The organism is Bacillus atrophaeus, assembly GCF_001584335.1.
GTDB lineage: Bacteria > Bacillota > Bacilli > Bacillales > Bacillaceae > Bacillus > Bacillus atrophaeus.
The window spans coordinates 121764-135879 of sequence record NZ_LSBB01000001.1; the positions used below are offsets into that span (position 1 = coordinate 121764).

13 protein-coding genes and 1 pseudogene are annotated in these 14116 nt (G+C 42.4%); 6 read left to right on the forward strand and 8 right to left on the reverse strand.

The genetic code is table 11. The annotated features are described in order from the left end of the window. Positions 1-60: 60 nt before the first annotated feature. Positions 61-519 carry an RDD family protein gene (locus AXI57_RS00585; RefSeq protein ID WP_061668928.1) on the reverse strand — a complete coding sequence of 153 codons (459 nt, stop codon included), beginning with the start codon at positions 517-519 and terminating at the stop codon, positions 61-63. Between the two features lie 427 nt (positions 520-946). Here AXI57_RS00585 and AXI57_RS00590 point away from each other — a divergent pair, with 427 nt between their 5' ends. Further along, positions 947-1366 (forward strand): DUF5391 family protein, encoded by a 420-nt coding sequence (locus AXI57_RS00590; protein WP_061668929.1) that lies wholly within the window; start codon positions 947-949, stop codon positions 1364-1366. Between the two features lie 160 nt (positions 1367-1526). On the opposite strand, the gene AXI57_RS00595 is transcribed toward AXI57_RS00590, so the two are convergent. Continuing rightward, entirely contained in the window at positions 1527-2864 is a 1338-nt protein-coding gene (locus AXI57_RS00595) for an aldehyde dehydrogenase family protein (RefSeq protein WP_061668930.1), read from the reverse strand. A gap of 143 nt (positions 2865-3007) precedes the next feature. Here AXI57_RS00595 and AXI57_RS00600 point away from each other — a divergent pair, with 143 nt between their 5' ends. After that, the gene (locus AXI57_RS00600; protein ID WP_061668931.1) at positions 3008-4168 is read left to right on the forward strand and encodes a TetR/AcrR family transcriptional regulator; all 1161 of its coding nucleotides are present in this window, start codon (positions 3008-3010) and stop codon (positions 4166-4168) included. Between the two features lie 80 nt (positions 4169-4248). Here AXI57_RS00600 and AXI57_RS00605 read toward each other — a convergent pair whose 3' ends face one another. Continuing rightward, entirely contained in the window at positions 4249-5070 is an 822-nt protein-coding gene (locus AXI57_RS00605; RefSeq protein WP_061668932.1) for an SDR family oxidoreductase, read from the reverse strand. Between the two features lie 117 nt (positions 5071-5187). On the opposite strand from AXI57_RS00605, the pseudogene AXI57_RS21875 reads away from it, so the two are divergent. Beyond that, a pseudogene (locus AXI57_RS21875) lies at positions 5188-5277 on the forward strand (hypothetical protein); the annotation flags it as partial. A 174-nt stretch (positions 5278-5451) separates the two neighbouring features. Then, positions 5452-7332 carry a molecular chaperone HtpG gene (gene htpG, locus AXI57_RS00610; protein WP_061668933.1) on the forward strand — a complete coding sequence of 627 codons (1881 nt, stop codon included), beginning with the start codon at positions 5452-5454 and terminating at the stop codon, positions 7330-7332. 41 nt (positions 7333-7373) lie between these two features. Here the strand turns inward: htpG and AXI57_RS00615 are convergent, their stop codons facing one another. The 3 genes from AXI57_RS00615 to AXI57_RS00625 form a co-directional block, all read right to left on the reverse strand. After that, complete coding sequence (locus AXI57_RS00615; RefSeq protein WP_061668934.1) at positions 7374-8762, reverse strand: sugar porter family MFS transporter; 1389 nt, start codon at positions 8760-8762, stop codon at positions 7374-7376. Positions 8763-8899: 137 nt separating this feature from the next. Next, positions 8900-9388: an HPP family protein gene (locus AXI57_RS00620; protein WP_223827886.1), complete on the reverse strand. Its 489-nt coding sequence runs from the start codon at positions 9386-9388 to the stop codon at positions 8900-8902. A 153-nt stretch (positions 9389-9541) separates the two neighbouring features. After that, positions 9542-10126 (reverse strand): CGNR zinc finger domain-containing protein, encoded by a 585-nt coding sequence (locus tag AXI57_RS00625; protein WP_013390705.1) that lies wholly within the window; start codon positions 10124-10126, stop codon positions 9542-9544. Here AXI57_RS00625 and AXI57_RS00630 point away from each other — a divergent pair. After that, entirely contained in the window at positions 10089-10391 is a 303-nt protein-coding gene (locus AXI57_RS00630) for a hypothetical protein (RefSeq protein ID WP_238380152.1), read from the forward strand. The genes AXI57_RS00625 and AXI57_RS00630 overlap by 38 nt on opposite strands. Positions 10392-10429: 38 nt before the next feature. On the opposite strand, the gene AXI57_RS00635 is transcribed toward AXI57_RS00630, so the two are convergent. Together AXI57_RS00635 and AXI57_RS00640 are read right to left on the reverse strand one after the other, a co-directional pair. Continuing rightward, the gene (locus AXI57_RS00635; RefSeq protein WP_010790460.1) at positions 10430-11362 is read right to left on the reverse strand and encodes an aldo/keto reductase; all 933 of its coding nucleotides are present in this window, start codon (positions 11360-11362) and stop codon (positions 10430-10432) included. A gap of 92 nt (positions 11363-11454) precedes the next feature. Next, positions 11455-12216, reverse strand: coding sequence for a DeoR/GlpR family DNA-binding transcription regulator (locus AXI57_RS00640; protein ID WP_003326205.1), 762 nt, complete (start codon positions 12214-12216; stop codon positions 11455-11457). 431 nt (positions 12217-12647) lie between these two features. Here AXI57_RS00640 and iolA point away from each other — a divergent pair, with 431 nt between their 5' ends. Continuing rightward, a complete protein-coding gene (gene iolA / locus AXI57_RS00645) occupies positions 12648-14111 on the forward strand; it encodes a methylmalonate-semialdehyde dehydrogenase (protein WP_061668937.1) in 1464 nt (487 codons plus the stop codon). Positions 14112-14116: the final 5 nt, after the last annotated feature.

Sequence of the window (14116 nt, forward strand, 5' to 3'; positions counted from 1 at the left end):
TTTATTTATACACACAAAAGTCTAGACTCTTTTTGACGTCTAGACTTTTTATGTATTCCTTTATTTATAGACAACACGTGTTTGACAAATGATATCATGCAGCCCTTTTTTCTGTCCGAAGGCGACCATGATAAAACCGATATAAAAGATAATTCCAGATAATATGTATGCAAAGTAACGGCCGATTCCCTGTCCGACTGAAACCCGTCCGCCTTGTTCATTGACTACTTTGAGACCGAGGATTTTCTTACCGAGTGTACCTTGCATTTTGGAAGCTGTTAACAGGCCGTAATATAAGATTCCTAAAATGACAGAAATAATAATCATAGGCATTACTCCGAAGATCAAGTAGCTGATTGTATATTCTTCCTCTGTCATTCCGCCTGGGTTTGCTGATACCGCGCCAACCACAAAAATGGAAGTAATGATAAATTGAATGATATAAGTTGGTATTCCAACTATAATAAAATCAATAATATAAGCTAAAAAACGAATCCAAAATCCTGCTGGTTTTTCCATGTATATTTTTCTCTCCTTTGAAGTAATCTGGAATAGTATACTTTGCAAAAAAGGTATTTGCAATATGATATGGTGATAAAATCCTAATATTCTTAAAAATGAGTCTTTTATCCTTGCTTTTCTACAATATAAATCTACCAGGGGCGGTGATAGAAAATGTCTTTTACATTAAAAGAAATCATGGAACAGTGCCAGATGACCGAGGATGCTGTTTTTTAGATTCATATTTTACCAAACCAAGCAGGGTTTTTACTGTTCGGTTTTCTTTTCTATAAATGTGATTTACCAATGAGCATTGTGGTTAATATAGGAAAAATAATATAGATTATAATCCTTGTTTGTTTTATTATAACAGTAGTAAACTAATAGAATTTCAAATCATAAAAAGCTGACAGATTGATTTGAAGTCGAGAAAGGAAAGCAAAATATGAAAACAAAGAAAAACGGTATAATCGTGATGACCTTGGTTTCTGCGTTACTCTTCTGCCTGCTGATTGTCACCGCCTCACTCTCTCCTGTAGCGGATACAGGGCCTAAGGCTAATCAATTTAACACTTTAGGGATGTGGATGGCAGTGGGCACTATTCTTGTCTTTTATCTTCTCCCTTTAATCGTATACATGCTGGGCGTAAAGGCTATGAAGGTTGTAATGGCAGTATTTTGCGCGATTGGCCTGCTGATCAGTCTTTCGGTGATGGCCGTTATGATCGTGATGGGAGCGGTTGGAGATTATTCAATTTCTTCCTTAATGGGGGTCACTGTATTTTGCATCGCAAGTTTAATTGTGAATGTGGTTTGGTTTTTTATCGCTTTCCGTTCACCATCGACATTCCAAAAAGCGCTATAACGAAAGCAGGCTCTGAAATAGCCTGCTTTTAATTTTGAAAGTTCCCCAAATAAGGGACAGGTCTAATGGTCAAGATCAACGTGACGCTTTTGGCACAGCAAAAAAGTAAAAAAGGCGCTCCCCGTTTAAAAGGGAGCGCCTTGTGTGATCGGCTTATAAACTACTTAGCTGCTTGAATAAATACGCCTTTTTCATGTGAAAACTCTTTGAATCCGTATACCCCATGGTAAGAGCCGATTCCGCTTGTATTGACACCGCCAAATGGCAGGTTCACGTCACTGAAATGAACGACGACATCATTCACAGCGGCATTTCCGGAAGTTGTATGCTGTAAGACGTTATCAATAAGTTCTTGATTGTGGCTGAATACGTACAAAGCTAGCGGTTTATCGCGGTCAGTAATGTAATCAATGACCTCGTCTATGTCTTGATAGTTCATCAGAGGCAGGATGGGCGCAAAGATTTCTTCCTGCATGATTTTCATATCCGGTGTTACGTTTTTCAGTACTGTTGGTGAAATGGTGCGGTCGCTTGCATCAAATGTGCCGCCGAACACGACTTCCGCGCCTTTACTGATGGCATCGTCGAACAAGTCTTTCACGCGATGAAAGTTGCGGTCATTGACAATTTGCGTGAACTTATTTCGATCAACGGTATGATCATCCTCCATAAATCCGGCGTTGACAATCGTTTGTAAAAGGCCGGCAAATTGGTCTTGTACGTCCTTTTTAATGAAAATATAATCCGGCGCGATACAGGTTTGGCCTGCATTCACAAATTTGCCGACCGCGATTTTTTTCGTCGCGTCCAGCATATCGTATTCACTGTCAATAATGGTTGGACTTTTTCCGCCAAGCTCCAGGGTGACGGATGCCAAATGCTTCGCCGCGGCTGTCATGACGATTTTTCCTACATTTGTGCTTCCAGTGAAGAAAATGTGGTCGAACGGCTGATCGAGCAGCTCAGTTGCAACCTCAACCTCCCCTTCAAAAATCGCGACTTCTTTTTCATCAAACGCTTCACGAATCACTTTTGCGGCGATATGGCTTGTGTTCATTGTGAAGTCGGACAGTTTCACAATCGCGCTGTTTCCTGCCGCAATCGAAGCGGCAAGCGGGGCCATTGTGAGCATAAACGGATAATTCCACGGGCCGAGAATTAACGTAACCCCTTTTGGCTCGTACATTAAAAGGCCGTTTGCATCCGGATGTAAAGAGGAACCGACTTCTTTTGGCGCCATCCATTTTTCCAGGTTGTCCATATTATCTTTAATGGCTTTTATCGTTCCTGCGGTTTCCGCTTTTTTGACCTCGTGATATGGTTTCCGTACGTCTTTGCGGATGGCTTCAATGATGTCTTCCTCATGAGCAACAATCGCTTCGAGTAAATGGCTCAGTTTTTCTCTGCGCTGCTCAGCTGTTGAGGCACGCAACGCTTTTTGGTTATTTTTCTGTAATTGAAAGACACGCTGAATGTCGATTTTTAGTTGTTGATCCATCGTTATATCCCCCTCTATTTGCTTTCTTACTGTCTCGCAACTATTATAAAGTGGTGTCATTTCTTAATGAAAGACAGTGGAAAAGCATTTATACGTTACCGTACATTTATAGAACATCTGTCTAATGAGAGGAGGTGTCTCTTATGCCGGATTCTGTGACGGCTGACATCAAAAAAGCACTGCTGGTCTTACTGAAGGAAAGAGATATTCGCCAAATCACAATGAAAGAAATAGCCGGGCATGCCAATGTGAGCCGAGGGACACTTTACCTTTATTACGAGGAAAAATTTTCGATTTTTGAAGACATTGCAGAGGAAATGAAGGAAGGGCTGAGTCAAGCTCTGTATGATTCTCTGAAGAATAAGGATTATTTGAATTTGAACCGCAAGTGGCAAAAGGTGCACCCGACGTTATCGTTTGTCGATCAGCACAGGTCTTTTTTTCACACGATGATGGACAGGGACAAAATGCCGTATCTCAATTTTCATCGATTCTTTAGAGATGTATTCCATCAGGATGTCATGCTGTCTCCGATCAATGCGAATCTGACGCCGATTGAGCAAGATATTTACGGGCACTACCGGGCGCTTTATACGTACGCGATCATTTTATATTGGCTGAAAGAGGATCCTGCTGCTTCTGCGGAGGACGTCAGCCAACAAGTGTGGGACCTCATTTCTCAAAAACGATTTTATTGGCTGTTTGGAAATCCCGCTGCGGTCAAGCAGAAGGAAGAAAAGCACACAGACCGGCGTATTGTCCGGACGAGACAAGCCTTGCAAGAGGCCTTACTCGAGTTAATTGTGGAGAAAAAAGAGTATGCGGCGGTAACCATTTCAGACATTACCCGCAAAAGTAATATCCGCCGGGCAACCTTTTATGACCACTATGCGAATAAAGAGGAATTGTTAAAAACGATGATTCATCAATCATGCTCTGAGCTGATTGAGATATTTACGATTACAGCCAATCCGGAAACCTATTCCATGTCAGAAGCGGAAATGGCGCTTGTCCGGTTGTTTTCTGCTTTATCTGATCAGATGTCCATCATGCATTTTCTCGATACGGACTATGGAATTCCTGATTTGATACCTGAGATCTTCAGAGCATTAGAATCGTTTTACTTACACCAGCAGGTCGATATTCATGCGGGCAAGAAACTCTATGCCTATTATGTCGCCGCTATGGTAATCGGGCTGATCTTGTATCGGCTTCATGAAGGGAAAGAACATGCGCCGGAAGTGCTGGCTAGGGAGTTTCTGCAGTTTTTGGATGTGAAGAAATATAAAGTAATTCTGCTATAGTTCGCTATGATCATATGAGAAATACAAGGAATAAAAAAAGACACCTGCGATCGGTGTCCTTTTCGACTTCTTTCTGCTTCTTATCCCGTTTCTTCCTTCCATTTCTTATCAATCAGCATTTTCCCAGGCCATGTATACGCCATAATGCCGCCGTCTGCCGTAATGTCTTCCCCAGTTACATAAGAACTGTCGTCTGAAGCGAGGAACAGCGCCACGGTGGCCATTTCCTCCGGCTTTCCTAAGCGGCCGAGCGGTGTGATCCATTTGTTGGCTTCGCGGAATTTTTCGCCCATTTCTTGTTCCTTTGTGCCTGCCAGTTTGTCAATCAGCGGCGTTTCAATCGTGCCCGGCGAGATGGAATTGACCCGGATGCCGTTTCTTGCGTAATCAATGGCCATCGCTTTTGTGAAATTGGTGATTCCGCCTTTTGCGGCATTGTAGCCGGAACGGTCGAGGTCCGCCGCCCTGCCTGACATGGAGGAGGTGTTGATGATGGAGCCTCCTTTTTCGAGCATGAGCGGAATTAGATATTTGCTGCATAAAAACGTTCCGCGCAAGTCGACTGCGATAATACGGTCGAACAGTTCAACCGGGTATTCGTGCACTTTTCCGCCTTCCTGATCGACGCCGGCGTTGTTAAAGAGAATATCGATCGTTCCGTATGTGTCTTTCATTTGTTCGGCAAACGATTTTACATTGTCTTCATCTGACACATCGAGATGAAAGGCCTCCGCCTGCCCTCCGTTTTTTCTGATACTTTCGGCTGTTTCTTTCATTTGATCTTCATTGACATCCGCACAAATCACACGCGCGCCCTCATTGGCAAAAACCTGCGCCGTTGCTTGTCCAATGCCTGTCGCAGCGCCTGTGATCACAGCGGTTTTGTTTTTAAGTCTTCCCATAAAGCAAGTCCTCCTTTTTCTATATGTCTTCCCGCAGTGTACAGTGATAAACATCCGTAAAAAGAAATTCCAGCATATGTTAAGATGAACTAGGAATTGTTGGGAGGTTTATGTACTTTGAAGGTACAGCATAAGAAGGAGCTCAAGTTTTATTGCTTCGTCTTGATTCCGGTCGTGTTTGTTGTGCTGACTGTCATCTCTTTTTTGTCAGAATAACTGAGAAAAATTAGTGAAAACATATCCAACTAATGTTAAATTTACATATATAATCATCTTCCCATGTATAAGAATAACATGATTGACAGTTGACATTATATGTGGTAAATAGATGGTGAAAAGAGTTTACATAACATCAAAGCAAGAATTAAAGGAGCGATCTCAATGGCCAAAAAAGAATTTAAAGCAGAGTCCAAAAGACTGCTTGATATGATGATTAACTCCATTTACACCCAAAAAGAAATCTTCCTGCGTGAGTTAATCTCCAATGCGAGTGATGCGATTGATAAAATTTACTACAGAGCGCTGACGGATGATGCATTAACTTTCGATAAAGACAATTACTACATAAAAGTAGCGGCTGACAAAGACGCGAGAACGCTGACCATCTCTGATACAGGGATTGGCATGACAAAAGATGAGCTTGAACAGCATCTCGGAACCATTGCGAAAAGCGGTTCTCTTGCGTTTAAAAAGGAAAATGAACTGAAGGACGGGCATGATATCATCGGCCAATTCGGTGTCGGATTTTATGCGGCGTTTATGGTGGCCGATGTGGTGACGGTCGTCAGTAAGGCGCTCGGCAGTGAAGAGGCGTATAAGTGGGAGTCTGCGGGTGCGGACGGCTACACGATTGAGCAGTGTGAGAAGGATTCCGTCGGAACAGACATTATCCTGAAGATCAAAGAGAATACAGAAGACGATAGCTATGATGAGTTTTTAGAAAACTATCGTTTAAAAGCGATTATCAAAAAGTATTCTGACTTCATTCGCTATCCGATCAAAATGGATGAGACTGTTAATAAGCCAAAAGAAGACAGTGACAATGAGTTTGAAGAGGTTCAGGAAGAACAGACGGTCAACAGTATGGTGCCGATCTGGAGAAAAAACAAGAACGAGCTGACCGATGAGGACTATGAAACGTTTTATTCCGAAAAGCATTACGGCTTTGATAAACCGCTCACTCATGTGCACATCAGTGTTGATGGTGCCGTTCGCTATAACGCAATTTTATTTATTCCTGAAAATATGCCGTTTGACTATTATTCTAAGGAATATGAGAAGGGGCTTGAGCTGTATTCCAATGGCGTACTGATCATGAACAAATGCGCGGATCTGCTTCCGGACCATTTCAGCTTTGTGAAGGGGATGGTTGATTCTGAGGACCTGTCGCTGAACATTTCCAGAGAAATGCTGCAGCATGACCGCCAGCTGAAGCTGATTGCGAAAAACATCAACAAAAAAATCAAAAGCGAACTGCAAAGCCTGCTGAAAAATGACAGAGAAAAATATGAATCATTCTATCAATCTTTCGGCAGACAACTGAAATTCGGCGTGTACAATGAATTCGGCGCTCATAAAGATGTATTGAAGGATCTCTTATTATTCTATTCTTCTAAGGAGAAAAAACTGGTCAGCTTAGACGAGTACGTATCCAGAATGCCGGAGGATCAGAAATATATTTATTACGCGTCCGGTGATTCGTATGAGCGAATTGAGAAATTGCCGCAAACAGAAATGGTAGCCGACAAAGGTTATGAAATTCTGTACTTTACAGAGGATATAGACGAGTTTGCGATTAAAATGCTTACCACTTATAAGGAAAAAGAGTTCAAATCCGTATCAAGCGGTGATTTGGGAATCGATACGGAAGAGGATCAAAAACAGTCCGAAGAAGAAGAAAACAAATACAAAGATCTGTTTGAGGAAATGAAAAGCATTTTGTCTGGCAAAGTCAACAACGTCAAAGTGTCAAAACGCCTCAAATCCCATCCGGTCTGCCTTGCCGCTGACGGCGAAGTGACAATCGAAATGGAAAAAATCCTAAACGCGATGCCGGACAATCAAAATGTGAAGGCTGAAAAAGTGTTGGAAATCAACCCGAATCACGAAGTATTCAAAACACTGCAAGATGCATTTGAACAGGATAAAGACAAATTGAGCTTATACACAAATCTTTTATATAACCAAGCGCTTCTGATTGAAGGTCTGCCGATCCAAGATCCGGTGGAGTTTACGAACAATATATGCAAGGTTATGGTGTGACCATAAAAAAAGGAATCGTCCAGAGACGATTCCTTTTTTGTTTACGATGTTCGCTCGTTAAGCATTTGATTTTGTCTGTTTTTCTTCTTTTTAAATCGGTTTTTCAGACTTTCTTCAATTTCTTCTAAGCTTTTCCCTTTGGTTTCAGGAACCATGTAGAGGGCGAAGAAAAATGAGAGAAGACAAATGACTGAAAAGATGGCAAAGACCCATGCGATGCCCATTGCGCTGAGCATCAGCGGGAAGACCAGCGACACGATAAGGTTGGTTGCGGATAACACCAAAGTGGTGAAGCCCGTCGCGGCTCCGCGGGCTTTGGACGGGAAGAGTTCAGGCATCAGAACCCATACAACCGGACCCCATGTCGCCTGATAAAACACGATATAAACCCCGAGAAATACGACGGTCAGCCATGCTGTTGATGTAGAGAGTCCCAAAGACAGGAGCACAGCCGATAGTGCGGCCAGGCTCAGCGTAATCCCGACGCTTCCCCAGATCAGCAGTTTTTTGCGGCCGATGCGATCTATTAGTATCATCGCTGTGATGCACATGATGACGTTAAGTACGCCGATTCCCATTGTGCCAAGCACTGATGCCGATGTGCCGAGGCCAGCCTTAGTGAAAATGGTCGGCGCATAGTAGATTACCGTGTTAATCCCGACAGCCTGTTGGAAAACGGCAAGCCCGACGCCAATCAGAAGCATGGGGCGAATCCATTTTGCTTTCAGTAAGCCTAGTGTCGTTTCTTTTTTCTCTGACTCGCCTTGTTTCATTTCTGCCAGTTCCATTTCAATATCTTCTTGATGATCATGAGTGATTTCCATGATTTTTTTTGCTTCATCTTCACGCCCGCGCTTTACCAGCCATCTTGGCGATTCCGGCATAAATGCGATACCGATTAATAAAAGAACGGCCGGCACCGCAGCCAGACCGACCATCCAGCGCCATGCTTCAAACGGTGTGAAAAGATAGTTCACGATATATGCGAGTAAAATACCCGTTACAATCATTAAATTGTTCATGGTTCCAAGTGTTCCGCGGATTTTCGTCGGCGCCATTTCAGAAAGGTACACGGGTACAAGAGCCGTTGAACCTCCCACAGCCAAACCGAGAATCACCCGAGACGCAATCAGCATGGTTATGTTTTGAGAAAATGCACAAACCAGCGCTCCGATGATAAAAATAATGGATAGAACAAATACAACCTTTCTCCTGCCCCAGCGATCTGAGCATGTGCCGCTTAAGGCAGAACCGAAAATCGCGCCAAGGAGAAGCATGCTGACAACCAATCCTTCTGTTAATGTCGTTAAAGGAATGTCATTGTTGATAAACAGCAGCGCTCCAGAGATGACACCCGTATCGTATCCGTAAAGCAGCCCCCCTAAAGCACCGAAAAAGTAAATCATATATTTCCTTGTGTTTGTGTTCACAAATGTTCCTCCTCAGTCTTGAACCAATAGATGAATATCTAAGTTTTTATAAGTAATTATTTAGTACCCTTTACCTATTAGACTCGAAACATTTGCAATTGAAAAAGTTTAATTTGTTTAATATTGCAGGTTATCACTCATATCCAAAATGTAGGATATTGGCGGTTCTCGCGCAAGTTATTCAGCAAGAGAGCGATAATCACGATGATGAAAGATCCTATCAGCACCGGAAAAACCAAATAACTCCAACTATACGCTCCCTGAATGACAACAATCGGGTCTGCACCGGCGGGAGGATGAGTGGTTTTGGTCAGCATCATAAAGAAAATAGCGAGCCCTGCCCCTAATGCGAATGTCCATGGATGAGCACCGAATAAATGAAACACAATAAGGCCCGTCAGTGCAGAAATGAAGTGGCCGCCAATCACATTTCTGGGTTGTGATAAAGGTGCATTCCAAGCGCCAAATGCTAACACACAGCTCGCTCCAAAAGGCGCCATTAACCATAGGCTTGATGTGTAAGACGTTAATGAGGCTAATGCCAAAATGGTGATAAATCCGCCTATAAGACCTGTAGCAGCGTCCTTACCGTTTATCTTTAAAGGCGTTTTTCCCTTTCCTTTCATTTTCAACAAATAGTTGGTTTCCAAAATTATCCCCTCCTGTATGTATAGAATAATCATTGAAAACTAACCTGTCAATTATTAATTTAATGGTTAATTTAATGCGTGGATATAAAAAAACTGTCCCATTGAAGGACAGCTTTCTGCTCGTTTATGTCATTTATTTGTTTTTTTCTGATGGCGTGAGACCTTTTGTCTGTTTCCGCATATCTTCATGGAGCACCATTTTCGTCTTCCGGTCTTATCGAGAAAAAGCAAAATACACTTTTCATTGGCGCATCGCTTCAACTGCTTTATTTCTTTTGTATGAATAAGCCATAATGCATCGTAAGCGATAAGAGAAAGAATCGCATCATCAATGTTTCCGGCAGGAATGCGCGCGAGCTTGTCATCAATGATTTTATAAGTAAAAGGTGCAGCTGCGATTTGGTCTTGCAGGAAAGAGACAAAAGACGGTGCAGGCTCCCCGCCCTCGGCAATGTCCTCGAATTGTTCTCTCAGTACGGAACGGAATTGGAGAATCTTTTGTGATACATTTGAAAAATCTTCTTGGACTTTTTTTAACGCAGAGCGGTTTAGAAAAGGAGCTGCTTCTCCCATTTTGTCTAACCATTTCATCAGATCTTCTTCTGAATGGATGTGATCGTGCCGTTTATCATAGCTTATGATTTCGGTATTTACTAGATCGAGAGAAAGATTGTGAGTGATAAGGGGAAATTCTGTCTTTGCCAAAGTGATCATTCCTTTCTGTCCCATTTTAAGTGCCACAACCACACTCACGCAAGAAAAGGACCATGAAGGGAGCTCCGACAGACAAGAAGAAAGCTTTGTTTTGCTGCTTGAGAGGGAGGAGTATTTTGCTGTAGACAGCAGATTGAATTTGGTTTTTATTGATCCGGGTCAGGTCTGCGCGCCGGTGCTCAAGAGAAAAAGATCAGCGGCTAATAGCACGGGCAGCCTGCCGAAGTCCGCCACGCTGAAAAGAAAACAAAATGCCAAAACATAAAACCGTTTTGGCATTTTGTCATCAATCTGTTTTATGTCTTAAGCAAACAATTCATCAATAAATGAAATATCTTCTTTCGTCAGCTCAACGTTTGCTGTTTTCATATTATCTTTCAGCTGTTCTGCACGTTTTGCCCCAGGTATTAAAATATTAATTTCAGGTCTTGCAAGGTACCAAGCCAGTACCACATGGGCAATGCCGACATTGTGCTTTTCGGCAATTGGCGCCAGTTGATTGACTTTCTTGATATTTTCTTTGAAAAGGTCACCCTGGAAATTTTCCTGTTCTCTCCGAAGGTCGCCCTCTGGGAACGTTGTGTCTTCTGTGTATTTCCCTGCCAGCAGTCCTGACACTAGAGGGAAGAACGGAACGAATGAAATGTTGTTTTCCATAATATACGGGAAGAATGTTGACTCTGCTTCACGGTTTAACAGATTATACTCGCCTTGCAGCACATCGACAAATCCGTCTTTATTGGCTTCCTTTAATTGTTCCAAAGAGAAGTTAGATACGCCGATCGCGCGGATTTTCCCTTCTTTTTTTAACTCATGCAGGGCTTTCACGGCTTCATCTTTCGGTGTATGGTCATCAGGAAAATGAATGTAGAAAAGGTCAATGTAATCGGTTTGAAGGCGTTTAAGCGCGTCTTCAACAGATTGTTTCAAAAATGCCGGTGAGTTATCAAAGACAAAGTCATCACCTTCTTTTCTGTGGGCGGCTTTTGTTGCGATGATGACATCTTCCCGGTTATATTCACGAAGGACCTCGCCGATTAATTCTTCAGAGCGGCCTACCCCGTAAATGTAAGCGGTATCTAATAAATTCACGCCGTTGCGAAGTGCTTCACGAACCAGTTCTTTCCCTGCTTCTTCATTTAAATCTGGATAAAGGTTGTGCCCTCCAACAGCATTTGTTCCTAAACCAATTGGAAATACTTGCAGGTCTGATTTGCCGATTCTTGTTTTTTGCATGGTTAATCCTCCTAGAAAAATGAATGGATATATATGAAACTTTTCCGATGGGGCGCTTTCATATGTATGCCCGGTCAAGTTCCCTTCTAATGTTAACTCTGTGCCAGATGAATATCAATTTGATGCTCTTTGCAAAACTTGTTATATTCCTCATCCAGCGGTTTCGATGTTACTATGCAATCCACTCGCTTAAACGGTGCGTACGTCAGCAGAGTTGACTTGCCAAATTTAGAGTGATCAGCGAGTAAATACACTTCTTTTGCTTTTTCAGAGATCTTCTTTTTGATTTCATATTCCATCAAATCGGAATTGGTTAAACCGTGTGTGAGCGTGATTCCGGTTGATGACATAAAGGCTTTGTTAATGTTGTATTTGTCTAATGTGCCGGGATCATCAATTCCGACAAAGGATCTTGTTTTTCTCTTATAGCTGCTTCCGATGATAAGCAAATTTACATTATTTAATGATGAGGCAGCATTGATTACGTCTAAGCTATTGGTCAGAATCGTCACGTTTCTGCCCTGATCAAGCGTATCCATAATTGATTTGGTGGTTGTGCCCGAGTCGATGAAAATGAGATCTTGGTCTTCTATAAATCGTGAAGCGTAATGGCCGATCTTCGTTTTTTCATCTTGGTTTTGGATTGTACGGTTTTCAAAAGGAATGAGTGCTGATTTCTCAATTGACGTTACACCGCCGTATACTTTTTGGATGGCACCCTTTTCAGTTAATTTGTTGATATCGCGTCTGACCGTGTTTTTAGAGACATTGAAGACCTGGCATAGTTCATCTAACGAAACGGTGCCATTCGTTAAAATGTATTCCTCCATCTCCTGTATCCGCATCAGTTTCATACAAAAGTCTCCTTCTAATCTTAAATTAATTCAAATATATAACATAACCAAAAGTTAATCAATATTTACTTAAAAAATGATAACACTCGTATATGTCTTTTGCAAGGACTCGTCTTACAGCCAAGTTTGGACTCAAAAAGTGTGAGATAAAGAAATAATAAAAATAATGAAAAAATTAAGATAATATGGTTGACTTGTGGGTAAGATGCAATTAGAATATAACCAAGAAATGACCAAAAAATACTCTGTTGCTCTGGTTTCTTATAAGGTTTAAACCATGAGAAACTAAGGGGGCTTTAGTGAAAGCGGTTAATTCGAGTTTTTTTGGAAGAACGGGTCATGAATGAAGGATAATGGCAATCAATCATTTATACCATCCTCGCATCATTTATATAAGCGTTTGATGTTTACTATTGAAGGAGGCAATAAAGATGGCTGAAATTAGAAAACTAAAAAACTACATTAATGGTGAATGGGTTGAAAGTAAAACAGATACATATGAAGACGTTGTCAATCCGGCAACAAAAGAAGTTCTGTGCCAAGTTCCGATTTCTACTAAAGAAGATATAGATTACGCGGTTGAAAAAGCATCTCAAGCCTTTAAGAAGTGGTCAAAAGTAGCTGTGCCGCGCCGAGCAAGAATTCTATTTAACTACCAGCAGCTCCTTCAGCAAAATAAAGAAGAGCTCGCTCGTCTGATCACATTAGAAAACGGTAAAAACACAACTGAAGCGTTAGGCGAAGTCGGACGCGGTATCGAAAACGTTGAGTTTGCCGCAGGAGCGCCATCCTTAATGATGGGAGATTCCCTCGCATCAATCGCAACTGATGTAGAAGCTGCAAACTACCGCTACCCCATCGGAGTTGTCGGCGGAATCGCGCCATTTAACTTCCCGATGATGGTTCCTTGCTGGATGTTCCCGATGGCGATCGCATTAGGAAACACATTCATTCTAAAACCGTCTGAGCGTACACCGCTGTTAACCGAGAAGCTGGTCGAGCTTTTCGAACAAGCCGGACTTCCAAAAGGGGTCTTCAACGTAGTGCACGGTGCTCATGACGTAGTGAACGGCGTACTCGAACACCCGGAAATTAAAGCGATTTCATTTGTCGGATCTAAACCGGTCGGCGAATATGTATTTAAAAAAGGAAGCGAAAACTTAAAACGTGTTCAAGCTTTGACCGGCGCCAAAAACCACACGATTGTCCTGAATGACGCACATATGGAAGATACGATCACAAACATTATCGGCGCTGCATTTGGTTCAGCCGGAGAACGCTGCATGGCTTGTGCGGTCGTAACGGTTGAAGAAGGAATCGCTGCTGAATTCATGGCGAAATTACAAGAAAAAGCGGCAAGCGTGAAAATGGGGAACGGACTTGATGACGGTGTGTTCTTAGGACCTGTCATTCGTGAAGATAACAAAAAACGCACACTCAGTTATATTGAAAAAGGCCTTGAAGAGGGCGCGAGACTGGTTTGTGACGGCCGTGAAAACGTATCTGACGAAGGCTACTTTGTCGGACCGACGATCTTTGATAACGTGACAACGGATATGACAATCTGGAAGGACGAAATCTTCGCCCCTGTTTTATCTGTCATCCGTGTGAAGAATCTGAAGGAAGCCGTTGAGATCGCCAACGAGTCTGAATTTGCAAACGGCGCGTGCTTATTCACGTCTAATGCCAACGCCATTCGTTACTTCCGTGAGAACATTGATGCGGGAATGCTTGGCATCAACTTGGGCGTACCGGCGCCAATGGCATTCTTCCCGTTCTCCGGCTGGAAGTCTTCATTCTTTGGCACATTACATGCGAACGGAAAAGACAGCGTAGACTTCTATACTCGTAAAAAAGTAGTGACAGCAAGATATCCGTCTCCTGATTTTAACTAATATAT